This is a genomic window from Pantoea sp. Fr+CA_20, assembly GCF_024520835.1.
GTDB classification, from domain to species: domain Bacteria; phylum Pseudomonadota; class Gammaproteobacteria; order Enterobacterales; family Enterobacteriaceae; genus Pantoea; species Pantoea allii.
This window is the reverse complement of record NZ_JALNPN010000022.1, coordinates 1-24,186: the sequence shown is the minus strand read 5'-3', so window position 1 is coordinate 24,186 and position 24,186 is coordinate 1. Positions and strand designations below refer to the sequence as shown.

Here is a 24,186-nt window from a genome sequence, read left to right as displayed (position 1 = left end):
AAATTTTTTATTTTTCATAAAGTTAAAAAATGCATCTCAAAGGTAAGATATTCAGGTGGATGGAATAATCCTGGGGCTGTCAGGAAATATTTTTGTCATCTGTCATGTCACCACTAAAATAAATGATATAGCCATAATTAATCTGTTATGTGAGGAGGAGAACGTGTTATTTCACGACGATGAGAAAGGTCATCTTATTCTTGGCGAAGCCGTGGTCAGCCTTGCTCTCGGTGACAGAGAAATAAGTATCGATACGCTTATCGCAGAACTTAACCAGATGGCGGAAGAGGAAACCCGAGACAGTAGGTTGGCGGAAATTTGTGATGCCCGCCACTGGCTGAAACAGTTCAGGCTGTCGCAGGTGCGTTCAGATTCAGGACTGCGTTGGCTGATGGCCGCGAGCCAGGACGAAAGCGGTAAGCCGCATGAAAATGTGATTCGTCTCAGGCCTGAAGAAGACGAAGACAGATAACGTGGTGAGCAAAGGTGTACAAAGGGGGCAACGATTTCACCTCGTCATGTACAAGATCGGCGTCAGGATGGATGCGGGGCAAAAAAGTTAAGGATCTGATACTCACGCAAGTGACTGTTATAAATGGCATAGCACTTTTTGCACCATTCGGCGTGCGGCGGGCACCCGGAATTCCTGTACAATTTTCCAGATGTTGTATAAGTTTAGTGACCAAGTCTTGGTTAGAGTTTACTCACTTTCACATCTGGAGGTTTAACATGCGTCAGAACGAAACTACGTCGAACACCGTACGTGATATTGCCCGTTATTTTGGCAACGACACGCAGCCTTCTGAAAAAGAAACACTGGGTCAGGTTATTCTTGAGATACTGCACGCCGGTAAGAGCCTGAATCGTAAGGCCATCTGCAGCTCGCTTATCCGTCGCCTCAGCCAGTCGGCGGGCCCGCAGGAAGAGCAGCATTATCAAAAACTTATCGGCATGCTTTTTGACCGCTGAAATGAGTGCCGCGTTGCGTTAACCGATTACAACGTCCCGCAGCATTAATCTGAACGGCCAAAAAAGCAGGTCATTAGAGGCCTGAGCGTTTGAGGCTGGGTTGCCCGTTTTTAGAGGGCACAATGTCATCAGAGATGCGGGTATGCAGAAAGATAAACTTGAGAAACTCACCGAGATAGTGATGGGCGAGGCGGTGACTGCGCTACTGGACAGTAATGACAAAATCAGTGGTGCCACGCTCGCTAACAGACTGAAGTCTATGCTGGTAAATGAAGCAAATGCAGCACGGCGCGAGGCGATTGAGATCGCGCTTGCTGAAGTGCGAAGTGAATTTGCTTCTGCGCGCGATCCGATGGAGTCTGCCGTTCTGGCATTTGGTCAGAGCGTTTCTGACAGTCGCCGCAAGCATTGATGATGGCTGATCCCTTCTCATAAAAAACCTGTTACTTACCCAAGAGTAGTTTCAATAAAGACTACTCAGGACAAGCACATCCCCACTTCGTCCAACTGGCGAGGGTTATGATGTGTTCACCCTAAACTGAGACTGATAAGAAGACTCATCATGCAGAACAACATCGACATTCAGCAAAGCACGACTGAAGTGGAAATTATGCGCCTCTTTCGCAGTGCGGGCGACAAACTTCAGGCTGAAAGTGCAGTGCTGGATGCAGTGATTCGTAATATTGTCATCCACGGGCAAAAAGTCACCAGCAAAGCCATTATTATCAGTTTAATCGCCGAACTGGAGTGTACAGAAGACGTTGTACAACTGGATGTGCTTCGTAGCTGTCTGGAGATCGTGGTAGGGCGGACACCTTCAGACGAACAGCCATAAACGCCTTTCACCGCAGGGAAGACCTACGTGAAACAGCGATGTTGAGAGCCGGGTTTGCGACAGTGACTGCCCGGCATCCCCAGTAGGTAAGGGCAGTAATTAAAAATCAGTGAAGCTGTTTTGAGAGCAAGCGAATCGCCTCCTGGCACGCTCTCTTTTCATCGTGCTCTGTGCTTTGCTCACTGAAGTTGTGCAGCGAACGCAGTATATCCTGCAGATGGACTTCGCCATCCGGTTTAAGCAGACGGGCGACTATCCTGCCAATAACGGTGTAGATATCTTCAGATGCGGTGTCGTCGCTCATCTGACCTCTGTCAGCCGGAGAAGGGGCTGCTGGGTTAGCGCTGTAATCATGTTGGTAACGTTAATGGCATCTGATCGGGCGCACGACGCACGACGGCTAAAAGGGGCATCCGTCGCGTCGCGCAAGACTTAGTGAAGGTGATGAAGGTGAGTGACGTTGGTTTCAACGGAACTGTTGTTTTCAGACTGATGGGAAAACATTTCTACGCGTATCTCCTCCATGGCCCGCAAGGCTGCACGAAGCCTGACTTCATCCTGCTCGGTATCCAGAAACTGCTGCAGCCTCTCAAGGAGAATGCTCCAGGAAATAGCCGCATCCTCATTCAGTAGCTGCGTCACCATCTCACCGATGATGATATCCGTCATTTTTTCGTCAAAAACGTTATTCATATTCTCCCCGAATGGCGATTCTGAGACCGCAAGGTTAGCACAGGTTAGCCCGGCGGATAGGTGCTCAGCATCAAAATGAGAATCCACCGACCCGACTGTGACGACGCCGTTCCCCTGATGTTAATGCGCGGCAGGCTCACCGTTGACTGGTCTTGTGTTTTTTACGGCCAACAGAATAAGTTTCTTTCGGTTATCATTCAATTCATCATCTGTGCGATTTGCGTATTTCTGTCGATAAAATTTGCCCGGACTCGGCCGGGCAATGGTAAGCAAATCGCCCGCGCGTGGGTAAAACGCGGGCGGCAGTGTACAGAGCGACGCCTTTAAGCCGTACGGAATACAGACACCATATCGCGCAAATCACCGGCTCGTTTTGCCAGTTCATCCGCAGAAGAGGCTGACTGTTCAACCAGAACGGCGTTTTGCTGTGTCACCTGATCCATCTGATTGACCGCAATATTAATCTGGCTCACGCCGCTGCTTTGCTCTTCAGAAGACGATGAAATATCGCGGATCAACTGGGAGGTTTGTTCAATCGCCTCAACACTTTGTTTCACTTTGCTGCCTGCGTCCTGCGCCAGCGTTAAACCTTCATTCGATTGCACAACGGACTGCTCGATCAAGCCTTTAATCTCTTTCGCTGCGCTGGCAGAACGCTGTGCAAGCGCCCGCACCTCAGCGGCGACGACGGCAAAACCTTTGCCCAGTTCGCCCGCGCGCGCGGCTTCAACAGCCGCGTTGAGCGCCAGGATATTTGTCTGGAAGGCAATACTGTCGATCACCGATGTGATTTCTTCGATTTGTCCTGAACTGCTGCGAATTTTCTGCATTGTCGCCATAACGGAGGTCATCGCTTCGCCGCTCTTCAGGGCAGCGCTGGTTGCGGATACCGCCATATCAGACGCGTAGCGCGTGTTATCCGCATTCTGCTTAATGATTGAAGAAAGCTGTTCCATGCTGGCGGCCGTTTCTGCCAGTGAAGCCGCCTGCTCTTCAGTGCGGGAAGACAGATCGTTATTACCCATCGCAATTTCTTCAGAGGAATGTGCAATGGTTGACGCGTTATTTTTGATATTCGACACCAGATGAGAAAGACGCTGCTGCATTTGTGCCAGCGCATTCAGTAATTCAGCAATCTCATTTTTACCCGACACGGTTATCGCAGTTGTTAAATCACCTGCAGCCACTTTACTGGCAAGCGAAACGGCTTCTTTAACCGGGCGGGTAACGGAACGACTAATCATCATCGCCACAAATATTGCCAGTAACGCAACGGCCAGCAGTGCGCCCAACAAGATATATTGTGACTGACGACGCTGATCGATTTGGTCGTTAAGTGTTTTACCCAGTTGCAGGCTCAGTTTAACGCCAAGATCGTTATAGGTGTTGATGGCCTGGGTAAACTCTTTTACATACTCTACTGGGGTAATTTGAACATTTTTTGCAATAAACACGCCATCGGCCATGTTAAGGACGTTCGCTGAACGCTGATAGGCATCAATGGCAATTGGGCTGAATTCCGATTTTAAATCCGGCTCGACGGCAAACGCTTTATTCAACACGTTGCTGAATTTTTCCAGCGCCGCTTTGCCACCGTCAATCTGGTATTCCATAGCACCGCGTGCGGATTCTGCTGCTTTATCACCCGCTGCAATCACGGATGTCCCCGCGGCCCTGATGCGTCCGAGGGTTTCGGTTAACTCAGGCAACCTGCCATATATACTCATAATAAGTTGATAAGTATTCAGGTCTGCATCTAAAGAAAGGCCATACAGATCCAGAATATCTTGATTAGTGTCCAGTAAGTTCTGAATCACCTGAGCATGGCGTGACAGACTGGTGGCGAGTGTCAGTTTGCCAGACGAGACGTCTTGCTGAAGCTGCGACCAGGCTGTTTTGACCTCATCAAAACGCTGTGTCGGCTGGGCATGAGTATCATACTGATGTAACTCAGCGGCGATTTTCGTAGTCTGCGCATCTATCTGAGCGGCAAGTTCCAGGCGTGGGGCGTTATCATATTTATTCAGTGAAATAGCAATAGCACTTTCAGCGCGGTGACGCTGAATCAGGTTAAGTAAAGTCAGGATCTCTTTTTCGACCGGTACGCCCTGCAGCTCTTGTTTCTTAGCATCAATGGCTTGATTACCCGTCTGGATAAATAAATAGGTTGGTAAGGCAAATAAAACCAAGGCAAAAATTCCCAGTATCAGGAATTTTGTCGGTAGACTGATTTTATCGAGAATATTTTTCATTTATTGAATTCCAGGTGAAATGGTGTCTTTTGATGAAGATCATCAAAAATTATTTTTTTAGTCTTTTTATAATCTGATACAAGAATGCATATTTATCATGGCTTTGCGTATAAAAAGCAGGCGTAATGTGCCTGTTTAAACACGCGGGGGAGATTCTACTTTCCATAGTGAAGAGTATTATAGAATGCGTTGTGTTATTTTCCATGATCGAAATGCACAATATTTTCTTTTGGATGGGGTTAAGCCAAATTAACGGTTTTTATCAGCGTTATTCTACTAATCATAAATAGGTATTGGGTTGGTGGTGATTTATAAATACGCTTGGCGATCTAAAAAAATAAAAAATATTAAAGTTTTAATAAGCCACGCCGATAATGCGCGCGTTTAATTACAGCGTGTATTTCAAGGTAATATTTATAAAGCATGCTAGCATGCGCCCACGCAAAAATTAAAGTGATAACACGTTACGTTCGTCTCTCTACCGTCAAAAGAGAGGCGTGACGCACGGCTGGTACCCTGCGAGCCCTTTACCTTGTGGGCCGACCCAACAATAACAACCTGTGCCATAACGCTTAGGTAAGATGATACCGTGGGGTCAACAGAGCCTGCCGTTTTCATGTGCTGATGCGGGCTTATCTTCCTCTTTTGCTGGTACGACATCCTGCGGTGCTGAGGTGCTACCTGACCGTTCATACGCCACCGGCAGTGCAAATCGCGGTAATGAGCGCGGCAAACCGAACGATTATGCTGCAGAAATGAGTTTGATATTATTTTTTCTGCACTGAAAGCATGCGGGTAAACTATTTTTAATAAATTTGTTGTTTGTAAATATGTTTATTTATTACATCTTATTAGTTTATAAAATCACATCCGTCAAACTTTTTTATAAATTAAGAAAAAATCATAATTATCAGTGGGTTGTTATTCTATAATTATTATTAATGCTTTTTTTACTGGGGTTTTTTTTAATTTAACCGATACCTGTTTTTCACCATAAACAGGGACTCCAAATGAAAATCTCTACGCGCCTGACTATCAGCTTTGGGCTGTTAATTACGCTGTTTATTATATGCACATCGGTGGCCTACACTGGCCTGAATAATGCCCGTGACGGCATGGATGATGCCGTCAATGTCAAAATGAAGAAATACCGTCTGGGTATGGATATGTACGGTGGGTTACGCGATATGGCGGTGATTGTGCGTAACCTTGCACTACTCAACGAAGCCGATCAGATGCAAAAAGAATGGCAGCGCATCGTTACGCAAAAAGCCCGCTATATCGATAACCGGGAGCGGCTTGCCGCAATGGTCGCAAAAGATTCAACCCCGCAGGCCAGAGAAGCCTTCGATAAAATCGTGAGCAGCGAAGGCCCTGTTCTGGCGGCCCTGGAGCACGCGGGACAGCTGGGGTTGCAAAACAAACAGCAGGAATCGGTAACCTATCTCATTAAAACCGTCAGGCCGTTGCAGGGCCAGTTGCTGGACGCGTTAAAGGAGATGACCAATATTCAAATGGAGGACAGTGAGCAGTCGGTGGAAAGCACCAGTCAGAACGTCCGCAAAGCAACGTTGATTTTAATGATCCTTGCCTCGCTTTCCGTTGCGGTTTCCGTGGCGGCGGGTTACATCATCACCCGCGTGTTAATGCGTCAGTTGGGCGGCGAACCCGCGCAGGCGCAGGCGCTGTCTGCCGCCATTGCCAGTGGTGATCTCACGGCCCCGGTCACCTTGCGCCATAATGATTCCACCAGCCTGCTGGCCTCACTCGCGAACATGCAAACCAGCCTGCGAAGCCTGGTTACGCAAATTAAAGAATCGGCGGGATCGGTAGCATCCGCCTCCGACGAAATTGCACAGGGCAACACTGAACTGTCATCACGCACCGAACAGCAGGCCGCCGCCCTGCAGGAAACGGCGGCCAGTATGGAACAGCTTACTGCGACGGTGAAAAGTAACACCGCCAGCGCTCAACATACCGCTACCGTGGCCAGAGATGCAGCGATGCTGGCCCGCACCGGTGAGTCAGAAGTGCAGTTAATGTCCCACACCATGAATGAAATCGCGCTCAGCGCGACCAAAGTTCGCGACATCACGGGTGTGATTGAAAGCATCGCGTTTCAGACCAATATTTTGGCGTTAAACGCAGCGGTTGAAGCCGCCCGTGCGGGTGAAGAAGGGCGCGGGTTTGCCGTTGTTGCAGGCGAGGTCAGAACACTGGCGCAGCGCAGTGCCACCGCAGCAAAAGAGATCAAGGAACTTATCGAACGCGCCGTAGAGCAGGTGGACAGCGGCGTGCATGTGGCGGCGGGCACCGGAGAAAGCATATTAAAAGTCGTTGGCATGGTGAACGAGCTTGCGGGGGCAATGGACGAGATTTCAATGGCCTCGTCGGAGCAGATGCAGGGGATTTCTCAGGTCAGTATTGCCGTCAGTCAGATGGATGGCGTCACCCAGAACAACGCCGCGCTGGTTGAAGAGTCTTCATCTGCTTCGCAATCCCTGTCTGAACAGGCACATTCGTTACGTGGGATGGTTGAAGCCTTCAGGGTGTAGCTGCGCGTCAGAGCGGTTTGTCACCTCAGACTAACCGCTCACTCATGCCTTGCTTTGCCTTGTCGATGAAAATGGCCCTGTGGCAGGCACCGTTTTCAACATTAATAAACATTATTTTTACAACGGCTTATCGGGAATTTTACCTGCGGCTTACCCGTGTTTTTCCGGCGTTAAGGCAAATTTTGGCTTTCAGTGCGGGTGATTTTTTGTGTAGAGTATCTCCCTGAACGGGGCATTGCCTGACATGACTGATGGCAATGTGACTGCAGATCCTTGCTGCAGCCAGCCCATGCTGATAAGGAGTTTTTAATCGTTATGCGTATTACGCCACCCTGAGTTTTCCCCCTCCTTTGCCGTCCTGAAGCTGTCCGGACGCGCATCACTAACATCCCGTCTGTGGATGTGATTCTGTCTGTCTGAAATCTGCCCTTATGGGTTAACTGCATCCAAAATTTGAGAAAAAACTATGTTGCTGTCCTCGACGAGAAAGGACTGGCTGGGGAACGTCCGTGGTGACGTACTGGCCGGTATTGTTGTCGCGCTCGCGCTGATTCCTGAAGCGATCGCCTTTTCTGCCATCGCCGGTGTCGATCCCCAGGTCGGTCTCTATTCCGCATTCTGTATCCCGGTGGTTATCGCCTTTTTTGGCGGGCGTCCGGCGATGATTTCTTCGTCCACCGGTGCGATGGCGCTGCTTATGGTTACGCTGGTTAAAGAGCATGGGCTGGCGTATTTGCTGGCGGCGTCGTTGCTCACCGGCGTACTTCAGGTGATTGCGGGTTATTGCAAACTCGGAAACCTGATGCGCTATGTGTCGCGCTCGGTGGTCACGGGCTTCGTTAATGCGCTGGCCATTCTGATTTTTCTGGCCCAGTTGCCGGAGCTTACCCATGTAAGCTGGCATGTTTATGCGCTCACCGCTGCGGGCCTGGCGATTATTTATCTGTATCCCCTGGTCGATAAAACCCTGCCTTCTCCGCTGATCTGTATTGTGATACTGACCGCGGCCTCACTGCTGCTGCATCTGGATGTCCGCACCGTGGGCGATATGGGCAAGCTGCCTGACAGCCTGCCGGTTTTTCTGCTGCCCGATGTGCCTTTTAACCTGAATACCTTGCTGATTATTTTGCCGTACTCCGCAGGCCTTGCCATCGTGGGATTACTGGAGTCGATGATGACGGCAACCATCATTGATGACATGACCGACACCACGGGCGACAAAAACCGGGAATGCAAAGGGCAGGGGATTGCCAACATTTGCACCTCTTTTATGGGCGGGATGGCCGGTTGCGCGATGATTGGTCAGTCGGTGATCAATGTAAAATCAGGCGGGCGCGGAAGGCTTTCCACGCTGACTGCCGGCATTACGTTGCTGGTGATGGTGGTGTTCCTGCGCCAGTGGGTCTCTCAGATCCCGATGGCGGCCCTGGTTGCGGTGATGATCATGGTTTCTGTCGGCACCTTTTCCTGGCGGTCGGTGGCGAATTTGCGCACCCATCCTCTCTCAAGCAGCGTGGTGATGATCGCCACCGTGTTAGTGGTGGTTTTTACCCACAATCTTGCATTTGGCGTCATCGTGGGCGTGCTGATTGCGGCATTAAATTTTGCCACCAAAGTGGCGCGCTTTATGGCGGTCAGTTCAGTGCGAACAGGCGAGTGCCGTCACTATACCGTCACCGGGCAGGTGTTTTTCGCCTCCGCCGATCGCTTTGTCCGCTGTTTTGACGTTCAGGAGACGCTGGAAAAGGTGGTGATTGACGTCACCCATGCTCATTTCTGGGACATCACCTCTGTGAATGCGCTTGATCGCGTGGTGGTTAAATTTCGCCGCGCTGGGGCAGATGTAGACATTCGTGGCATGAACGCTGCGACACAAACCGTTGTCGATCGCTTTGGCGTACACGATAAACCCGAAGAAGTTGAAAAAGTCTTTGGCGGGCATTAACCGTTCCGGGCCTGATGCTCAGGCCCGCTCATCCTGACGCGTCTCGGCAAGCGCTATGTTGCATGAATGGAACCGGGTTAGCAGCATGCTGTTCACTATTATGGTCATATCAACGCCAGGGTTTGGTATTTCTCTACCGGAACAAGGCAGATATAACGGTAATGACCGAGCATCTGGACCATCTAGCGAAGCCGGGAGTCAACGTGCTAACCAAAAGACAAAAGGCGTTAATTAATCTTTTAGCTTCTCAGGGCGAATGGCGCTCTGCAACGGATATTGCCCAGACATTGAACGTTTCAGCCAGTACGTTGCGGCGCGACGTGGATGCGGTCAATCACTATTTTACCGACAAGGAGAGTCGTATCCTCAGTAAGCCCGGCCTGGGATTGTTACTGGAAAATGGTTTTGCCCTGCCTGTGGATCTGCATGGGGAAGAGGTAAAAGGTTTGTTGAAGAATAAAAGGCTGGTAGCCATCACAACAGACCTGCTTACCTGTTCTCCATTACCGCTAACGCTGAGCGCCTTAGCGGAAAAATATTTTATCAGCCGCTCTTCCATCGTGGCGGATTTAAGAAAAATTGAGGTCTGGTTAACGCCCTTTTCACTGAGCATTACCCGAAGCCATAGCGGAACCTGTATTACCGGCAGCGATCGGGATATTCGTCTGGCGCTGAAAGAGATTATTACCTTCAGCGTGATGAGCGATTACCCTGTCGCCGACAGTCGCATCGATCGTTTTTCGCGTGTTCAGCTGGTGGAGGAATTTGGCAGTGACAATGTGGCCTGCTGTATTAACCTCATCACTTATATAGAAGAAGCGCTGCACTGCTCAATCAGCGAACCCTATTATACCAACCTGTTTTCCCATCTACTGGTGACGATAAAAAGGGCGCTTAACGGCACGCCACCGACGCCGACGGATTCGGACATGACAGGTTATAACAATCAGGAATGGTCAGTCGCCCGGCAAGCGGTCAGATGGCTTGAGGAAAAATACGCGGTCTCCTTCGCGCCAGTAGAGGTGCATTACATTTATCAATATCTCATTTCGTCTGGTCGGCATCCGTTTAGCGCCGGTTTCCAACCCTCAACGCACTATGACGAAGACGCCGTGAACTACGCCACCACCTTAACAACGCGGCTGTCTTCTTTATTAAAAAAGAATATTTGCAGCGACAGCGTGCTGCTTAATGCGTTGGTGTCACATGTGAAGCCCATGCTTAATCGTCTGGCCTACCGCATTGTTATTCACAACCCATTGCTGGATGAGATACGTAAAGAGTTTGCCGCGGTGTTTAACGTCGTCAAACAGGCCGCATTCCAGCTTAATCAACAGTGGGGGCTGCCAACGGCGTCCGATGATGAGATTGCCTATCTGACCATTTATATCCAGAACGCGTTAGAAAAGTGTCATGCGACGAAACGCGTCATGCTGGTGTGTTCCAGTGGCATTGGCACATCTCAGCTGCTTTCCAGCCGAATCAGCCGCGCCTTTCCGGAATGGGAGATCGTCGACATTGTGCCGGGTGCCCGTCTGAATGAGGCGATTAAGAAAGCCAGGTGCGACTTAATTATTTCGACCATCAGGCTTGAAGAGACTGAACATCCCGTTGCCTATGTTTCTGCCCTGTTTTCAAACAGAGACATTTTACGGGTGATGGAGTGCCTTAATAAAGACAGTCATGGTAACGGAGGAACGGATGCATAATAAAATCGTAGTGGCCGATCTGTTAAATCAGGCCTGTGTATTTATGAATCTTGAGGCCAAAAATAAAGACGAGGTTATTGAGAAATTAACGGCAAGCCTGTGTGAATTAAATATTATCAGCAATAAAGACGGTTTTATTCACGATGTCATGCTACGTGAAGCATTAGGCTCCACCGGATTCGAAAATCAAATCGCGATTCCGCATGGGAAATCACCGTGGGTCAATGAAACCCGAATAGCGGTAGCCAAACTGGCCTCTCCCGTTGAGTGGGAAACCATGGACGATTCAGCCGTCAGGCTGGTGATTCTGTTTGCGGTGAAAGAAGCGGACAGCGGCGCCGGGCATATAAAACTGCTGGCAAAAATTTCTATTGCGCTTGGCGATGATGATGTCGTCGAGGCATTACTAAACGCAGAAACGAAAGAGGAGTTGTTTAATTTATTAGTCAATAACACCCAGGGGTAAGCCTTTCACCGGGAGAAAATAATGAATATTATTGCGATTACCGCCTGTCCCACAGGCGTAGCACACACCTATCTGGCGGAAGCCAATTTAAAAAAGAGCGCCGAGAAAAAAGGAATCACGATCCTTGTTGAAACACAGGGTGCCGTTGAGAGCGACTATATTTTTACGGAAGACGATATTAAACGTGCCGATATTGTTCTTATTGCCGCGGATAAAATGATTGATCGCTCCCGCTTTATCGGTAAAAGCATTATTACCGTATCGGTTACCCGCGCGGCCAGAGATGCCGCTGGGTTGCTGGACGATATTTTGTCGGGTGCCTTAACCGGAGAAATCTGCACCGTCACGCCACAAGACGCGACCTCACAGGGCAGGGAAAAAGACAAAAAAACGACCCTGTCGAGCATCTATGTACATCTGATCACAGGTGTAAACCTGATGATTCCTTTTGTTGTCGCGGGCGGTATTTTAATTGCCCTGAGTTTCTCTTTCGGTATTACCGCGGCAACGCCTGGCGATCCCCGTTATAACCCGATAGCAAAAATGCTGGCCGATATTGGCGGCGGTGCCGCCTTTGCGTTAATGCTGCCGATTCTTTCATTGGGTATCAGCAAGTCGATTAGCGGCAACATGGGCATTGTTTCGGGCGCGGTGGGCGGCATGTTGGCCATTCACACCGGATCGGGTTTTCTGGGTGCGTTACTGGCGGGCTTTATGGCCGGCTATATCACGCTGTTGGTGGTGAAGTACATTAACCTGCCCACCGCCATTGCCGGACTCAAACCCATTCTGATTGTGCCCCTGTTGAGCGTGTTCCTGACCGGTGCGCTGATGATTCTGGTGGTCGGCCAACCCATCAAGCTGCTGTTGCAGAGTCTGACTGCTTTTCTGACCGATATGGGAAATGCCAATGCGGCTATCTTCGGATTGCTTATCGGGATGATGGTGGCTTTCGATATGGGCGGGCCGCTCAACAAAACCGTCTGTATGTTCGCGATTGGTTTGATGTCGACGGGAATCTACGAGCCCATTGCGGCATGTATGGCCGCAGGCATGGTTCCTCCGTTGGGTATTGCCCTTGCCACCACGCTTTTTAAAAAGAAATTCAGCCCTCAGGAGCGCGAAACCGGCAAGGTGACCTATGTGCTCGGCCTCTCTTTTATCACCGAAGGTGCCATTCCGTATGCGGTCGCTGATCCGCTACGCGTTATTCCTGCCATCGTTGCCGGCTCGGGACTGGCCGGGGCACTGTCGATGATGCTCGGTTGTGCTTCCCGCGCGCCCCACGGCGGGATCTTCGTGATGTTCATACCCAACGTCATTACGCACGTCACAGGCTATCTGTTTGCCATTCTCGCCGGTGCGCTGTTTACCGCACTGATCCTCAGAGTGATTAAGAAAGATCATCCGCAACATTTACCGCAGGAGTGAATTATGTTGATTAATATGAAAGCGTTACTGAAGGTGGCACAGGACAATCAATTTGGCGTCGGTGCCTTTAACATCGCCTCCGCTGAGTTTGCCCGGCTGGTGATTGAGGTGGCGGAATCCCTGCAATCTCCCGTCATCCTGGAAGTGCATCCCGAAGAGCACGCTTTTGTCGGTGACAGTTTTATCACCTATCTGAGAGAGCTGGCTGTTAACGCCTCTGTACCGGTGGTTATCCATCAGGATCACGGCCAGACGCTGGAGCATATCTTAACCGCCATCCGCACCGGCTATACCTCGGTGATGATCGATGCTTCCGGCCTGCCGTTTGAAGAGAATATCGCCCTGACGCGTGATATCACCGCCATTGCCCACAAAGTTAACGTCTCGGTAGAAGCCGAGCTGGGTACGATTGGCGTGGCAGAGGGGAGCGCGGAAGGGGGGCACAGTGAAATTCTTTACACCGATCCCGACCAGGCGGAGCGGTTTGCCAGAGAAACCGGAGTAGATACGCTGGCCGTGGCCATTGGCACCTCACATGGTTTGTATCCTGTCGGTAAACAGCCGGTACTGGATATTGACCGTCTTAAAGCCATCAGGCAGCGGCTGACGATTCCGCTGGTCCTGCACGGTGGCTCGGGTAACAAAGACAGCGAGGTCGCGGAGTCGATTAAGTATGGCGTGGGGAAAATCAATATCTCCAGCGATATGAAAAAGGCGTTTTACGTCGCGCTACAGGAAGAGTTGCAGTCAAACGGGCATGAGCCCAGCGCGCTGTACGTCCGTCCAATGGCGGCGGCCAAAGCCGTGGTGGAGCACAAGATGCGGCTTTTCTCTTCTGTGGGGAAAGCCGGGCTGTATTAACCGTTAACGCTTGTCGCTCTGGATGCGCAGGCGGTGGTTAACACTTGTATTGTCCCAGGCGCAGCAAACGCAAGCGGTGATCAAGCAGCCGCTGCGCGGGCGGCTGTTCGTTCTGGCAGCCGTGAACGGATAGCTGTTTTTTATGGACGGGCGGCCCGCGTGGTGTCGCATTCTGTCGGCAACGCGTTGACAGTGATAAGACGTTGCAGGTCGCAATAAGCCGGTTTACTGAATCGTCAGAACGACGCGCCCAATAAGCCTGATGTCATCAATTCCGCAATCAAATGCCACGCCTATCCCGCTGACGTGCACTTTCCTGACCGGAATGCGCGTCAGCGTCCTGACGCTGGCGGTCCCTTCAATTTCAACCAACCAGACGCCGTCATGCATATCTTCAAAATCGGTATCAATGATGTATTGGGTGGTTTCCGCTAACAGTAAAAAAGCATTACGCGGCTCCTGCTTCAGCGGCGCGTATAACGCTTTATCCAGCATCACATAGCCTGCTTCCTCGATTTTTCCGCTGATTAGCTTTTTTCTAACCAGCGTCGGCGTATCAGGTTTGCTTTCCGAGAATTTTGAGCCTTTGCCCGTAATCAGCCACTGCAAATCTGCACCGGTTTCCATCACGCACTGTAAAACGATATCTGACGGAAAAACATCACGTTTATAGCGCGCAGACAGGCTACTTGCCGCAATTCCAAGGTGATCTGCAAGCTGCATTTTCATGGTAAAGCCATAGGCATCGACGACGCGATCCAGAGCTTCTGCGCTCGAGTTCGGAAATTTGAAATTAGTATAAACGCTCATTTTCATTGACACTTAGATTTAGTCTAAGTATCCTCCGGTTTAAGTTAGCCTTTGAATGATGTGACAGGGTGCGGCTGTATCTGATAACGAAGGATTTTGCCTGATGAGGCTCATTTTTACAATCATCATGCCAGAACCTTATCGCCACACTGAGACACAGGGTTAACGCAGTCAGGACAGGCCGAATGCCGCGTAAAAGGACGTTTTACTCAGAAGAACCGCGCTCAGGCCGCTGTTGCAGCGGAAATGCGCAGTTTAAGAAGCGGGATGAATCGCGCTGAGCAGAACGCTGTCGTTTCGCTTAATGCTTAACAAACGTGATGGATGAGACAGGCGCGAAGCCGCCGCCCATCACAGGCGACAGTCACCTCGTCGATGACATTGATTTGTCATCAACAGCAGATGCAACGTTTATCGGAGGAGCCTATGAACCGCACCGTCCAGGTCATAAGTGAGTCACCTGCCGCTCTGAATGCTCAGGAGGGTTTCACGGCGGATCACCCCAGTCACGGCGAAAAAATGACGTTTGATGAGTTCCGTCAGCGCTGGCGCTTGCTGCGCGATAACAACCGAAATCCATCGCTTCGTTATTTCAATCATCAACATGACGACTTTAAATTTTGCGTATTAACCCTGGCTAACCGCGACTGTCCGGGCATGTTCAGGCGGGAGGAGATTGGCAAGCCCTTCCAGTATTTCGACCAGGCACGCCGTGAGCACATCATTATTGCGATGAACAAGCTGGCGCGCTGGGGAAACAGGTTGCCGCGTCAGTTCTCCACGGCTGACTGCTTTCTGACTGAATAAATAAATCACCCACCACTCAATGACGTAAACCCGTCGGGCATTGCTTTGCCCAAAATCTGGAGAGAGACATGATGAATAGCGAGACACATTCAATGAACAACGTGAGCCACTTTACTCTGAACAAACTGCTCGATAACGAGCGTAAAGCCTGTGCATTGGCGGTGGCTAAGCGGTTAAGCGCCATGGCATCGCATATTACGCGGCAGACGTTAAACGGCATTGAAGCCGCAGAGCTGTTGCGATCTGAGGCTGAACGTTATGAAAATGAATCAGGTGAGATGCGCTGATGGCGGATGCGATTGATATTGCGCAGCAGCGCAGCGAAGAGATTCTGGCGGAGCATATTGCTCAGGTTACGCAACGTCCTGTGGCGATCGGTGCCTCGTTCTGTGAAGAGTGCGATGCGCCGATTCCTGAAGCGCGTCGTCGCGCGCTCCAGGGCGTAACCCGCTGCCTGCCTTGTCAGGAACTCAGCGAGTTAAGACCGCGCCTTCATTTCGGGCATGTACGATGATGTCGTTCGCTTACCCATGGAACGCCCCGCGGCTGGCAATCGCCAGCCCGTATCCTACCCATGACCAGCAGCAGCACCGCAATCGCCAGATAGCGGCGTGGCTGCAGGGTCAGAAAAGCCTCGCTGCCCAGGCCCGGATTGTGCAACTGGACGTCAAACGCCGTCTCGCCAGTCTGGAACAGCAGCAGGGCACAGCCCGGGCCAATGCTTACTTAGCAAAAACCTTTGTTGAGCGCACATTGCCACGCGTTGAGTCTGTGAACCGACGTTATCAACTGCATGATATGCGGCCAGGCGTTGTCGCCCAGTTAGCCCGCAGCCTGTCCTGCCAGCAAGGCGCCGCCAGAGCCGCGGGCACGCTGTGGGAGCTGATGAAACGGTTTAATCGCCTGCCGGATATGTCCCGTGCCGACACCGATTTGCTGGCGGGCGATATCGCCCGTTTTATTCATGCCGAGCTGGTGCAACTGCATTCCCAGGCCAGCGCTGAAACCGATTACCGTTATACCCACCGTCTGTATATGACGGCGGCGGTGATTACCCGTGAACTGGGCCAGATGCCGCCGTTGTGGGAAACCGTCAGTGCCCGCGTATTCTGCCCTGAAGACGTGACCTCGGCCATTCTGCGTATGCAGGCGGAAAAATGGTGGAAAGGGCAACTGCGTCGAATCAGTGCCTTCTGGCGTGAACATCTGCATATCGCGCTGGCGAACGTCAACAAAAAGCACTCGCCTTACGCCAGTCCGATGGCGGTGGCGGAATGGCGCGAGCAGCGTCGGCGCACGCGTGATTTCCTTCAGGGGATGGATCTTGAAGATGAAGAGGGCAATCGCATCAGCCTGATCGAAAAATATGACGGCAGCGTCGCCAATCCGGCCATTCGCCGTGCTGAACTGATGACGCGCATCCGGGGCTTCGAAACGATTTGTCAGGAGATGGGCTTCCGGGCTGGCTTCTATACCTTAACCGCGCCGTCTTGCTATCACGCCACCTTACAGAGCGGCCACCGTAATCATAAATGGCAGGGGGCCAGCCCGGCAGAAACACAGCGCTATCTCTGTACGCTCTGGCAGAAAGTGCGCGCCAAACTGCACCGGGAAAATATCGGTATTTTTGGGTTGCGCGTTGCGGAGCCGCATCACGATGGCACGCCTCACTGGCACATGCTGATGTTTATGCGCCCTGAGCACGTCGCTCGCGTAGACGAGATCGTGCGCCATTACGCCTGCCAGCAGGACAGCGATGAACTGACCAGCGCAAAGGCACGCAAAGCGCGGTTTCATGTGGAGGCGATCGATCCGGCGAAAGGGAGCGCGACCGGTTACGTTGCCAAATACGTCTCCAAGAATATTGATGGCTATGCGCTGGACGGCGAGCTGGATAACGAGAGCGGTAAACCCCTGAAGGAGACGGCGATGGCGGTGTCAGCATGGGCGGCGCGCTGGCACATCCGTCAGTTTCAGTTTATCGGTGGCGCGCCCGTAACGGTTTATCGTGAGCTGCGCCGTCTGGCAGACAGTGACACCGCGCATGGCCTGAGCGTGGAATTTGCGGCGGTGCATGATGCGGCTGATGCCGGGCAATGGGCGGAATATATTCATGCACAGGGCGGTCCTTTTGTGAAACGCGATGCGCTTGCGGTGCGCACCTGGTATCAGCCCGCCGAGATCTGCAATGCCTTTGGTGAAGAAACCCAGTCAATTAAGGGCGTCTATGCCACGGCTGTCGGCATCGACACGCCCATTTTGACCCGGCTGAAAACCTGGAAGCTGGTGCCCAAACGTGCTGAAGAAGAAGACGGCGAAAAATCGCATTCCGCGTTGTTGTCTTGGAGTTCTGTTAATAACTGTACGGACCCCGCAGACCGCCTCTTCTTCCGTCGCCCGTTATCTGAGGCGCCGCGCACAGACGACCGGCGTGGAGAGAAAAAAGGAGGAGGGCACCCCTGGCTAAGCTGTCGGTCCACGTCTGCACCTGTCAGCGGCACGCGTTTACTCAGTGACGGAAGCGATGCTTTACCGGCGGTTCAGCCATTGTGCAGGATTTTGCCTCAGCCGGGACCTGACGAAAAAAGAGGGGTGAAAATTCCGTAGAATTACGGGGTAAATGAAGAAAATCTATTGATTTTTCTTACGCTTCTGGCAGGAGCAGGCACCAACCTGTCTGCCAGGTGGTCGGATAAAAGTTGATTCCTATCAACACGATATAATTTTTTACGAACTATCTTAAAACGCTTCCACAGTTAATGAATGCTATGCTACTGTATGTATGTACAGTGTTTATTTTGGGGGAGGGAATTGTGGGAAATGAATTACATGAGCGAGTCATGCTTGAACGCGTTGAACTTATCGCCAGGCTCACCAGCGAAGGAGCCTGCCGGGAACGAGACAGGGAAATAGCGTTAAATTTGATCGCCGAAATCGCTGCTAACTACACCCTTTCCGATAACCACTTTTCTGTTGTCTTCTCGGCTACGCCTTTAAAAAAATAATGACGGCGACGTTTTCACTGTGACATCAGCAGGGTTGCCCGTCGCCTGAGCCATCTCAACGGAAGAGAGGGTTCAGGCGCGGGCAACCGCCACGCCGGCCTGGAATGTCCCACCGCGCATCGCCCTTTTCATACCCAGTGCTGTCACCCACAGAAAAGCCATCTTGCCCGGCCGTTTGCCTTTATGCGCTGCCTCATCCATTGATTGCTGCCGCTTCTTCTTCGCGTTCGCCGGCTCCCTGTCGCTCTGCTTTTTTGTTCCCGATTTGCCCTGCCTTTTATCACGGCAGACTTTCCTCTGCCTGTTGACCGCATTCGATCGTTGCGGGTCATCGCTCATGTGTTCACCGCATCCCGGCCTTTTTCCGCCTTTCAGCTGGGTTATCCAGCCATTCCCTCCACGTCCTGCCCACCCAGCCTTGAGCGGACGGCCTTGCGTTGAGCAAGGGGCTGCCGAAGCACACACTACTCCTGACAAGTGCCGGCGACGGCAGGCGTGAAAAACCTTACAGGCCGCGCTGAGCAAATCCCCCACGTTTATGGCACCGCTCGGGTTATCCGGTAGTGGCATTTATCGGGCGTTTTGTGGCCTGACGATTCAATGCTTAAGACAGGTTTTCGCAGACCCGATCCGGCCTTTGAAGCCCGGCACCGCCTACAGCGGATGCGCTTGATTTATCACCCATTCGACCACGGCTTTTACGCTCATAAGGGGCCAATCAATGCTGATTTACGCACGACAGGAAGACACCGTCGATGAGATCTGCTGGCGTTACTACGGACGCACGCAGCAGGCGGTTGAACAGGTTTATGCCGCCAATCCCGGCCTGGCAGAAAACGGCCCAACGTTACCGCACGGATGCAAGGTGGTGTTACCGGAGCTGCCTCAGGCGGCCACCGGTGAGACCCTCAATCTGTGGGATTAGTGCCAATGGAAAAAATCAGTTCTCTGATTAATTACCTCATCGGGATTGTCCTGATGTGGTTTGGTCGTCACACACCGCAGGATATCGCCTTTATGGTTGGCTCTGGCGTCGCCGTTTTGACCATGTGCACCAATGTCGCGACGTTTTTTATCAACTGGTACTACCGTCGCAAAACCTTCGAGCTACAACAGCGCAACCTAAAGGGGTTAAGTTTTGAGCCAGACCGCTAAGCGTTGTGCGGTCGCGGCCGTGCTGGCCATGGCCGCGTTGGTACCGCAAATCAAGATGCTGAAAACCTCTGACGCTGGCCTGAGGCTGATTGCCGATGCAGAAGGCTGCCGCACCTCGCCTTATCAATGCAGCGCTGGCGTCTGGACCAACGGGATTGGTCATACGCAGGGCGTTACCCCGACCAGCGTGGTGAACGAGCGCCAGGCCGCCGTGAATCTGGTCTATGACGTCATGCGCGTTGAGCGCGGCATCGACCAGTGCATGACGCGTGAAATGCCGCCCCAGGTCTACGACGCGGTGGTGTCATTTGGTTTTAACGTGGGCGTGCGCGCGGCCTGTAACTCAACGCTGGCGGGATTGATCAACAGCGGGCGCTGGCACGACGCCTGTCTGCAGCTTAAGCGGTGGGTGTATGTCAAAGGGACTTACAACCCGGGCCTGGATAACCGCCGCCAGCGTGAAATGGCCTGGTGTTTACAAGGAGCGGCATGATGCGACTGGTTGCAGCGGCGATCGCTCTGTTGCTTAGCGCCCTGGTGTTAACGGGCTGGCGGCTCAGCGTCATGACTCATCAACGGGATGAGGCACAGCACAGGGTCAGTACGTTAGCCGCCGACATTAGCCGGCGGGACACCGCACTGGCTCAGCTCAATGCAGATATGCAAGCCACCCGAAAACGTGAGGCGGCGTTGCGTCTGCAACAAAACCAGGCCAGCGCGCAGGCGCTCCATCGAGAAACAACCATCAGAAGAGAAACCGATGCCAATCCCGCTTTACGTGCCTGGAGCGCTGCTGCTTTGCCTGCTGACGTTATCCGGCTGCACAGCCGTCCCGCCTTCAGCAATGCCCGAGATTATCTGGACTGGTTGTCCACGCGTGACAAGTTGCCCCATTCCGGAGAACAACCTGCAAACGCAGGGTGATTTGGCGGCGGATAACCGCCAGTTAGAGGCTGCGCTCGCATCGTGCGGGTTGCAGGTAGAGATGATTAAAGCGTGCCAGGAGCAGCATGATGTTGAAAGTGACCCAACTACGCCAGGTGCTGATAAACAGCGTTCCGCTGCTACAGCAAAATCCTGACAACCTGAATATAGCGATTCAGTCCGGAAACCTGGTTTCCACCTTAGCCAGCTCGCTGTCGTTTGAATACCACTTCCAGCTGGCTGTCACCATTACGCACTACGCCGATGATATCGATCTGATCATGGTTCCGCTGCTGACATGGCTTCGGGAAAATCAGCCCGACATCATGGTTTCTGATGAGAAGCGTCTCACCGGCTTTACCTTCACCCTCGATGCGATGGAAGAAGGGCGTAACAGGGTGAATATCACTCTGCAACTGACCGAACGCGTCTGGGTTGAGCAGCAGAATGACGCGTTACACATCACTCATTTGCCGGAACCTGCGCTGCCAGAAAATGTAGAGCGGCCCTGGCAGCTCTATATCAAAGGCAAGCTGGTCAGTGAATGGACGTCATAGCGCCAACCGTTATCAGCTGACGCGCTGTTTAGTCATCTTTGAGCAAACGGCATTCGATTGCTGCTTTTCTCTCGCAACGTGAAACTAACGCCATGAATGAGCAAATATTAGAAATCAAGCGCTTGCTGCGCAATATGGTCCGCATTGGCACCGTCGCCGCCATCAATCTGGAGGAGGGAACCTGCCGGGTAAAAACCGGAGACAACACCACCAACTGGCTGCACTGGCTGAGTGCCCGGGCGGGAAAAACCCGTTCGTGGAATGCACCCTCGGTGGGCGAGCAGGTGTTGATCATGAGTCTGGGTGGCGAGCTGAACAGCGGCTTTGTGTTACCCGGCGTGTTCTCTGACGCCAGCCCGGCACCCTCGGCCTCGGCAGATGCGCTGCACTATTCCTTTCCCGATGGCGCGGTCATTGAGTATGAGCCTGCAACCGGCGCCCTGAAAGCCGAAGGGATTCAGACGGCGACCATTAAAGCGGCCGTCAAAATCCTGCTGGATACGCCAGAGGTGGAGTGCACCACGTTACTTAAAACCGCCACGCTGGAAGTCACACAGGGCGGCACCATGAAGGGCGATGTGTCGCACAGCGGCGGCAGCTTCGCCTCCAACGGCAAAGTGCTGCATACGCATCAACATCCGGGCGACAGCGGTGGTACCACAGGAGCGCCATTATGACGACAGCACGCTACACCGGCATGAGCCGCGAAACGGGCATGACACTGGTTGAACTTGAACATGTCCGCCAGTCTGTGCGTGACATTCTGACGACGCCGCTGGGATCGCGGGTGATGCGCCGTAACTACGGTTCACTGCTGTCGGCGCTGATCGACCAGCCGCAGAACGACCGGTTGCGCCTGCAAATCATGTCGGCCTGTTATATGGCGATTCTGCAGTGGGAGCCGCGCATCAGCCTGACTGCCATTAATTTTGAATCTGCGTTTGACGGCGGAATGGTGGTGGAAATCACCGGCAACCGTGCGGACACCGCGCAGGATTTTTCGTTAACCGTCCCTGTGAGTTGAATCATGCCTACTATCGATCTGAGCCAGCTGCCTGCGCCAACCGTGGTGGAAACGCTGGACTATGAAACGCTGCTTGCCGAACGCAAAGCCACCTTGATTTCGCTCTACCCTGCAGATGAGCAGGCGTCGGTTGCCCGGGTGCTGGCGCTGGAGTCCGACCCGCTGGTGAAACTCCTGCAGGAGAATGCTTACCGGGAGATCATCCTGCGCCAGCGCGTTAACGAAGCGGCCAAGGCGGTGATGGTTGCCTGGGCCAGTGGCAGCGATCTGGACCAGTTGGGTGCCAACAACGGCGTACTTCGCCTGGTACTGACGCCGGCAGATAACACAGTTACGCCGCCTGTGGAGGCGGTGATGGAGCGGGATGAAGATTTTCGCGCCCGCATTGCCGCCGCGTTTGAAGGGCTGAGCGTCGCGGGCCCATCGGGTGCCTATGAATTTCATGCACGCAGCGCTGACGGGCGCGTGGCGGATGCTTCTGCTATCAGTCCCTCCCCGGCCAGCGTCACCGTTACGGTGCTGTCCCGCGAAGGTAATGGCACGGCGGGCACGGACCTGCTGGCGATCGTGGATGCCGCGCTGAATGAGGAAGATGTTCGTCCGGTTGCCGATCGGGTCACCGTGCAGTCGGCACAGATTGTGGATTACCGCGTCGAGGCCACGCTGTACCTCTATCCGGGGCCAGAAGCCGAACCTATTCGTGCCGCTTCAGAGGCAAAACTGCAGGCATTCGTGAACACCCAGGCACGTTTAGGGCGCGATATTCGCAAGTCTGCGCTGTATGCCGCGCTGCATGTTGAAGGCGTGCAGCGCGTCGAACTGGCTCAGCCGGTGGCCGATGTGGTGCTGGATAAAACTCAGGCCGCGTTCTGCACCGGCTACCAGATCACGGTAGGAGGGTCCGATGAGTAAACGCCTGCTGCCAACGGGTTCATCAGCTCTGGAAGTTGCCGCGGCTGAAGCCTGCGCAGTGCTGGAGTCCATCCCGGTTCCGCTGCGCAGATTATGGAATGCACAGACCTGTCCGGTAGAGCTACTGCCTTATCTGGCATGGGCCTGGTCGGTGGATCGTTGGGATTCAGGCTGGAGCGAAAGTACCAAACGCAGCGTGGTGGCTGCATCGGAATACATCCATAAACACAAAGGGACCATTGGCTCTTTGCGCCGTGTGGTGGAGCCGCTTGGCTATCTGATTCGCATTAAAGAATGGTGGCAAACCAATGAAGCGCCCGGCACCTTTCGCATTGATGTCGGCGTGCTGGACAACGGCATTACCGAAGCGATGTACAACGAGCTGGAACGGCTGATTGCTGATGCCAAACCGGTCAGCCGTCATTTGATTGGCCTGTCCATCAATCTGGATTCTACGGGGACTGTACCCGTAGCGGTTGCCAGCTACAGCGGCGACGAGCTAACCGTTTATCCCTATACACCTGAAGTTATCACCGCAGGCGGTTCCGGTTACACCGGCGCAGCGGTCCATCTTATTGACCTGACGGAAGTGAGAGCATGACAACGAAATATTTTGCCCTACTGACCAATCAGGGCGCGGCAAAGCTGGCCAATGCTGCAGCCCTGGGTACCCAACTACAGATTACCCAAATGGCGGTGGGTGATGGCGGCGGCACTTTGCCAACGCCGGACCCTGCGCAGACCAAACTGGTTGGCGAAAAACGCCGTGCTGCGCTGAATTCACTGAAGGTGGATGCCGCGAACAGCAGCCAGATTATCGCTGAACAGATTATCCCTGAAGGCGAAGGCGGCTTCTGGATTCGCGAGATTGGTCTCTATGACGCCGATGGCGTAATGGTTGCCGTTGCGAACTGCGCGGAAACCTACAAGCCACAGCTGCAGGAAGGCAGTGGCCGTACTCAGACCGTGCGCATGATTCTGATTGTGAACAGCACCAGTGCCGTCACGTTGAAGATTGATCCTTCGGTTGTGCTCGCCACGCGCCAGTATGTGGATGACAACGTCATCGAGGTGAAAGCCTACACTGACGACGTGATGAAGAAGCACATCGATGCGGCCAATCCTCATAGCCAGTATCTGCAAACGGCTAAAGCGCTGGCAGAAATTAAAGATGCGGGGCTGGTGGCGGAGGTTCTTAAAAACCTCGGTTTGGGAGAAGGCTCCGCTTTGCCGGTTGGAGTGCCGGTTCCCTGGCCATCTGAAGTACCACCATCAG

Annotated in this window: 31 protein-coding genes; 26 read left to right on the top strand and 5 right to left on the bottom strand. The window is 52.7% G+C overall.

The window, feature by feature from the left end; all coding sequences use genetic code 11:
• Positions 1 to 163 precede the first annotated feature (163 nt).
• From NR177_RS20285 to NR177_RS20270, 4 genes are all read left to right on the top strand, one after another.
• Positions 164 to 472, top strand: a complete 309-nt coding sequence (locus NR177_RS20285) for a hypothetical protein (protein WP_063881032.1) — start codon at positions 164 to 166, stop codon at positions 470 to 472.
• A 257-nt stretch (positions 473 to 729) separates the two neighbouring features.
• Positions 730 to 969 (top strand): regulatory protein YcgZ, encoded by a 240-nt coding sequence (gene ycgZ / locus NR177_RS20280; RefSeq protein WP_256853491.1) that lies wholly within the window; start codon positions 730 to 732, stop codon positions 967 to 969.
• A 142-nt stretch (positions 970 to 1,111) separates the two neighbouring features.
• Positions 1,112 to 1,381 carry a hypothetical protein gene (locus NR177_RS20275; protein ID WP_109716870.1) on the top strand — a complete coding sequence of 90 codons (270 nt, stop codon included), beginning with the start codon at positions 1,112 to 1,114 and terminating at the stop codon, positions 1,379 to 1,381.
• A 150-nt stretch (positions 1,382 to 1,531) separates the two neighbouring features.
• Positions 1,532 to 1,804 carry a biofilm development regulator YmgB/AriR family protein gene (locus tag NR177_RS20270; RefSeq protein WP_063877314.1) on the top strand — a complete coding sequence of 91 codons (273 nt, stop codon included), beginning with the start codon at positions 1,532 to 1,534 and terminating at the stop codon, positions 1,802 to 1,804.
• 106 nt (positions 1,805 to 1,910) lie between these two features.
• On the opposite strand, the gene NR177_RS20265 is transcribed toward NR177_RS20270, so the two are convergent.
• The 3 genes from NR177_RS20265 to NR177_RS20255 form a co-directional block, all read right to left on the bottom strand.
• Positions 1,911 to 2,108 carry a hypothetical protein gene (locus NR177_RS20265; protein ID WP_109716871.1) on the bottom strand — a complete coding sequence of 66 codons (198 nt, stop codon included), beginning with the start codon at positions 2,106 to 2,108 and terminating at the stop codon, positions 1,911 to 1,913.
• 128 nt (positions 2,109 to 2,236) lie between these two features.
• Positions 2,237 to 2,497: a hypothetical protein gene (locus NR177_RS20260; RefSeq protein WP_063877312.1), complete on the bottom strand. Its 261-nt coding sequence runs from the start codon at positions 2,495 to 2,497 to the stop codon at positions 2,237 to 2,239.
• Positions 2,498 to 2,820: 323 nt separating this feature from the next.
• Positions 2,821 to 4,749 (bottom strand): methyl-accepting chemotaxis protein, encoded by a 1,929-nt coding sequence (locus NR177_RS20255; RefSeq protein ID WP_256853490.1) that lies wholly within the window; start codon positions 4,747 to 4,749, stop codon positions 2,821 to 2,823.
• Between the two features lie 1,010 nt (positions 4,750 to 5,759).
• Between NR177_RS20255 and NR177_RS20250 the strand changes: the two genes are divergently transcribed.
• The 6 genes from NR177_RS20250 (at position 5,760) to NR177_RS20225 (ending at position 13,716) form a co-directional block, all read left to right on the top strand.
• Complete coding sequence (locus tag NR177_RS20250; RefSeq protein WP_109716874.1) at positions 5,760 to 7,304, top strand: methyl-accepting chemotaxis protein; 1,545 nt, start codon at positions 5,760 to 5,762, stop codon at positions 7,302 to 7,304.
• A 466-nt stretch (positions 7,305 to 7,770) separates the two neighbouring features.
• On the top strand, positions 7,771 to 9,249 hold the full coding sequence (locus tag NR177_RS20245) for a SulP family inorganic anion transporter (RefSeq protein WP_063877309.1): 1,479 nt from the start codon (positions 7,771 to 7,773) through the stop codon (positions 9,247 to 9,249).
• 203 nt (positions 9,250 to 9,452) lie between these two features.
• A complete protein-coding gene (locus NR177_RS20240; protein ID WP_256853489.1) occupies positions 9,453 to 10,958 on the top strand; it encodes a transcription antiterminator in 1,506 nt (501 codons plus the stop codon).
• On the top strand, positions 10,951 to 11,424 hold the full coding sequence (locus tag NR177_RS20235; RefSeq protein WP_096011192.1) for a PTS sugar transporter subunit IIA: 474 nt from the start codon (positions 10,951 to 10,953) through the stop codon (positions 11,422 to 11,424). The genes NR177_RS20240 and NR177_RS20235 overlap by 8 nt, the downstream gene beginning before the upstream one ends.
• 21 nt (positions 11,425 to 11,445) lie before the next feature.
• Positions 11,446 to 12,855: a PTS fructose transporter subunit IIC gene (locus NR177_RS20230; protein ID WP_256853488.1), complete on the top strand. Its 1,410-nt coding sequence runs from the start codon at positions 11,446 to 11,448 to the stop codon at positions 12,853 to 12,855.
• 3 nt (positions 12,856 to 12,858) lie between these two features.
• Complete coding sequence (locus NR177_RS20225; RefSeq protein WP_063877305.1) at positions 12,859 to 13,716, top strand: ketose-bisphosphate aldolase; 858 nt, start codon at positions 12,859 to 12,861, stop codon at positions 13,714 to 13,716.
• 225 nt (positions 13,717 to 13,941) lie between these two features.
• Here NR177_RS20225 and NR177_RS20220 read toward each other — a convergent pair whose 3' ends face one another.
• Positions 13,942 to 14,526: a phage repressor protein CI gene (locus tag NR177_RS20220; RefSeq protein ID WP_063881031.1), complete on the bottom strand. Its 585-nt coding sequence runs from the start codon at positions 14,524 to 14,526 to the stop codon at positions 13,942 to 13,944.
• 426 nt (positions 14,527 to 14,952) lie between these two features.
• Between NR177_RS20220 and NR177_RS20215 the strand changes: the two genes are divergently transcribed.
• The 5 genes from NR177_RS20215 to NR177_RS20195 all read left to right on the top strand — a co-directional run bounded on the left by NR177_RS20215 (position 14,953) and on the right by NR177_RS20195 (position 18,338).
• Complete coding sequence (locus tag NR177_RS20215) at positions 14,953 to 15,333, top strand: hypothetical protein (protein ID WP_096011191.1); 381 nt, start codon at positions 14,953 to 14,955, stop codon at positions 15,331 to 15,333.
• 68 nt (positions 15,334 to 15,401) lie between these two features.
• Complete coding sequence (locus NR177_RS20210; RefSeq protein WP_063877303.1) at positions 15,402 to 15,620, top strand: DUF2732 family protein; 219 nt, start codon at positions 15,402 to 15,404, stop codon at positions 15,618 to 15,620.
• Positions 15,620 to 15,847: a TraR/DksA family transcriptional regulator gene (locus NR177_RS20205; protein ID WP_256853487.1), complete on the top strand. Its 228-nt coding sequence runs from the start codon at positions 15,620 to 15,622 to the stop codon at positions 15,845 to 15,847. The genes NR177_RS20210 and NR177_RS20205 overlap by 1 nt, the downstream gene beginning before the upstream one ends.
• Positions 15,844 to 17,940, top strand: a complete 2,097-nt coding sequence (locus NR177_RS20200; RefSeq protein ID WP_256853486.1) for a replication endonuclease — start codon at positions 15,844 to 15,846, stop codon at positions 17,938 to 17,940. The genes NR177_RS20205 and NR177_RS20200 overlap by 4 nt, the downstream gene beginning before the upstream one ends.
• A gap of 233 nt (positions 17,941 to 18,173) precedes the next feature.
• Entirely contained in the window at positions 18,174 to 18,338 is a 165-nt protein-coding gene (locus tag NR177_RS20195) for a hypothetical protein (RefSeq protein WP_254354054.1), read from the top strand.
• Positions 18,339 to 18,410: 72 nt separating this feature from the next.
• Here NR177_RS20195 and NR177_RS20190 read toward each other — a convergent pair whose 3' ends face one another.
• Positions 18,411 to 18,677: a hypothetical protein gene (locus tag NR177_RS20190; protein ID WP_256853485.1), complete on the bottom strand. Its 267-nt coding sequence runs from the start codon at positions 18,675 to 18,677 to the stop codon at positions 18,411 to 18,413.
• 382 nt (positions 18,678 to 19,059) lie between these two features.
• Here NR177_RS20190 and NR177_RS20185 point away from each other — a divergent pair, with 382 nt between their 5' ends.
• From NR177_RS20185 to NR177_RS20135, 11 genes are all read left to right on the top strand, one after another.
• Complete coding sequence (locus tag NR177_RS20185) at positions 19,060 to 19,263, top strand: tail protein X (RefSeq protein ID WP_063877299.1); 204 nt, start codon at positions 19,060 to 19,062, stop codon at positions 19,261 to 19,263.
• Between the two features lie 5 nt (positions 19,264 to 19,268).
• The gene (locus NR177_RS20180) at positions 19,269 to 19,493 is read left to right on the top strand and encodes an HP1 family phage holin (RefSeq protein ID WP_096011187.1); all 225 of its coding nucleotides are present in this window, start codon (positions 19,269 to 19,271) and stop codon (positions 19,491 to 19,493) included.
• Positions 19,477 to 19,986 (top strand): lysozyme, encoded by a 510-nt coding sequence (locus NR177_RS20175; RefSeq protein ID WP_109716881.1) that lies wholly within the window; start codon positions 19,477 to 19,479, stop codon positions 19,984 to 19,986. The genes NR177_RS20180 and NR177_RS20175 overlap by 17 nt, the downstream gene beginning before the upstream one ends.
• Entirely contained in the window at positions 19,983 to 20,417 is a 435-nt protein-coding gene (lysB, locus tag NR177_RS20170) for an Rz-like lysis system protein LysB (RefSeq protein WP_109716882.1), read from the top strand. The genes NR177_RS20175 and lysB overlap by 4 nt, the downstream gene beginning before the upstream one ends.
• The gene (gene lysC / locus NR177_RS20165; protein ID WP_241568272.1) at positions 20,299 to 20,574 is read left to right on the top strand and encodes an Rz1-like lysis system protein LysC; all 276 of its coding nucleotides are present in this window, start codon (positions 20,299 to 20,301) and stop codon (positions 20,572 to 20,574) included. The genes lysB and lysC overlap by 119 nt, the downstream gene beginning before the upstream one ends.
• Positions 20,504 to 20,974 carry a phage tail protein gene (locus NR177_RS20160; RefSeq protein ID WP_256853484.1) on the top strand — a complete coding sequence of 157 codons (471 nt, stop codon included), beginning with the start codon at positions 20,504 to 20,506 and terminating at the stop codon, positions 20,972 to 20,974. The genes lysC and NR177_RS20160 overlap by 71 nt, the downstream gene beginning before the upstream one ends.
• 92 nt (positions 20,975 to 21,066) lie before the next feature.
• A complete protein-coding gene (locus NR177_RS20155) occupies positions 21,067 to 21,651 on the top strand; it encodes a phage baseplate assembly protein V (protein ID WP_256853483.1) in 585 nt (194 codons plus the stop codon).
• A complete protein-coding gene (locus NR177_RS20150; RefSeq protein WP_063877293.1) occupies positions 21,648 to 21,998 on the top strand; it encodes a GPW/gp25 family protein in 351 nt (116 codons plus the stop codon). The genes NR177_RS20155 and NR177_RS20150 overlap by 4 nt, the downstream gene beginning before the upstream one ends.
• A 3-nt stretch (positions 21,999 to 22,001) precedes the next feature.
• Positions 22,002 to 22,910, top strand: a complete 909-nt coding sequence (locus tag NR177_RS20145; protein WP_063877292.1) for a baseplate assembly protein — start codon at positions 22,002 to 22,004, stop codon at positions 22,908 to 22,910.
• Entirely contained in the window at positions 22,903 to 23,511 is a 609-nt protein-coding gene (locus NR177_RS20140; protein WP_172897993.1) for a phage tail protein I, read from the top strand. Before NR177_RS20145 ends, NR177_RS20140 begins: the two co-directional genes overlap by 8 nt.
• Positions 23,508 to 24,186, top strand: a 679-nt coding sequence (locus NR177_RS20135; protein ID WP_256853482.1) for a phage tail protein, incomplete at its 3' end; no start/stop codon positions are given. The genes NR177_RS20140 and NR177_RS20135, both read left to right, overlap by 4 nt.

Bases quoted from the DNA above. Each gene is read 5' to 3' on its own strand.
- NR177_RS20190 (WP_256853485.1), bottom strand. From the start codon at position 18,677: ATGAGCGATGACCCGCAACGATCGAATGCGGTCAACAGGCAGAGGAAA.
- NR177_RS20265 (WP_109716871.1), bottom strand. From the start codon at position 2,108: ATGAGCGACGACACCGCATCTGAAGATATCTACACCGTTATTGGCAGG.
- ycgZ (WP_256853491.1), top strand. From the start codon at position 730: ATGCGTCAGAACGAAACTACGTCGAACACCGTACGTGATATTGCCCGT.
- NR177_RS20215 (WP_096011191.1), top strand. From the start codon at position 14,953: ATGAACCGCACCGTCCAGGTCATAAGTGAGTCACCTGCCGCTCTGAAT.
- NR177_RS20225 (WP_063877305.1), top strand. From the start codon at position 12,859: ATGTTGATTAATATGAAAGCGTTACTGAAGGTGGCACAGGACAATCAA.
- NR177_RS20220 (WP_063881031.1), bottom strand. From the start codon at position 14,526: ATGAGCGTTTATACTAATTTCAAATTTCCGAACTCGAGCGCAGAAGCT.
- lysB (WP_109716882.1), top strand. From the start codon at position 19,983: ATGATGCGACTGGTTGCAGCGGCGATCGCTCTGTTGCTTAGCGCCCTG.
- NR177_RS20260 (WP_063877312.1), bottom strand. From the start codon at position 2,497: ATGAATAACGTTTTTGACGAAAAAATGACGGATATCATCATCGGTGAG.
- NR177_RS20160 (WP_256853484.1), top strand. From the start codon at position 20,504: ATGATGTTGAAAGTGACCCAACTACGCCAGGTGCTGATAAACAGCGTT.
- NR177_RS20155 (WP_256853483.1), top strand. From the start codon at position 21,067: ATGAATGAGCAAATATTAGAAATCAAGCGCTTGCTGCGCAATATGGTC.
- NR177_RS20235 (WP_096011192.1), top strand. From the start codon at position 10,951: ATGCATAATAAAATCGTAGTGGCCGATCTGTTAAATCAGGCCTGTGTA.
- NR177_RS20150 (WP_063877293.1), top strand. From the start codon at position 21,648: ATGACGACAGCACGCTACACCGGCATGAGCCGCGAAACGGGCATGACA.
- NR177_RS20250 (WP_109716874.1), top strand. From the start codon at position 5,760: ATGAAAATCTCTACGCGCCTGACTATCAGCTTTGGGCTGTTAATTACG.
- NR177_RS20200 (WP_256853486.1), top strand. From the start codon at position 15,844: ATGATGTCGTTCGCTTACCCATGGAACGCCCCGCGGCTGGCAATCGCC.
- NR177_RS20185 (WP_063877299.1), top strand. From the start codon at position 19,060: ATGCTGATTTACGCACGACAGGAAGACACCGTCGATGAGATCTGCTGG.
- NR177_RS20230 (WP_256853488.1), top strand. From the start codon at position 11,446: ATGAATATTATTGCGATTACCGCCTGTCCCACAGGCGTAGCACACACC.
- NR177_RS20145 (WP_063877292.1), top strand. From the start codon at position 22,002: ATGCCTACTATCGATCTGAGCCAGCTGCCTGCGCCAACCGTGGTGGAA.
- NR177_RS20140 (WP_172897993.1), top strand. From the start codon at position 22,903: ATGAGTAAACGCCTGCTGCCAACGGGTTCATCAGCTCTGGAAGTTGCC.
- NR177_RS20255 (WP_256853490.1), bottom strand. From the start codon at position 4,749: ATGAAAAATATTCTCGATAAAATCAGTCTACCGACAAAATTCCTGATA.
- NR177_RS20205 (WP_256853487.1), top strand. From the start codon at position 15,620: ATGGCGGATGCGATTGATATTGCGCAGCAGCGCAGCGAAGAGATTCTG.
- NR177_RS20210 (WP_063877303.1), top strand. From the start codon at position 15,402: ATGATGAATAGCGAGACACATTCAATGAACAACGTGAGCCACTTTACT.
- NR177_RS20245 (WP_063877309.1), top strand. From the start codon at position 7,771: ATGTTGCTGTCCTCGACGAGAAAGGACTGGCTGGGGAACGTCCGTGGT.
- NR177_RS20180 (WP_096011187.1), top strand. From the start codon at position 19,269: ATGGAAAAAATCAGTTCTCTGATTAATTACCTCATCGGGATTGTCCTG.
- NR177_RS20270 (WP_063877314.1), top strand. From the start codon at position 1,532: ATGCAGAACAACATCGACATTCAGCAAAGCACGACTGAAGTGGAAATT.
- NR177_RS20275 (WP_109716870.1), top strand. From the start codon at position 1,112: ATGCAGAAAGATAAACTTGAGAAACTCACCGAGATAGTGATGGGCGAG.
- NR177_RS20195 (WP_254354054.1), top strand. From the start codon at position 18,174: ATGCTTGAACGCGTTGAACTTATCGCCAGGCTCACCAGCGAAGGAGCC.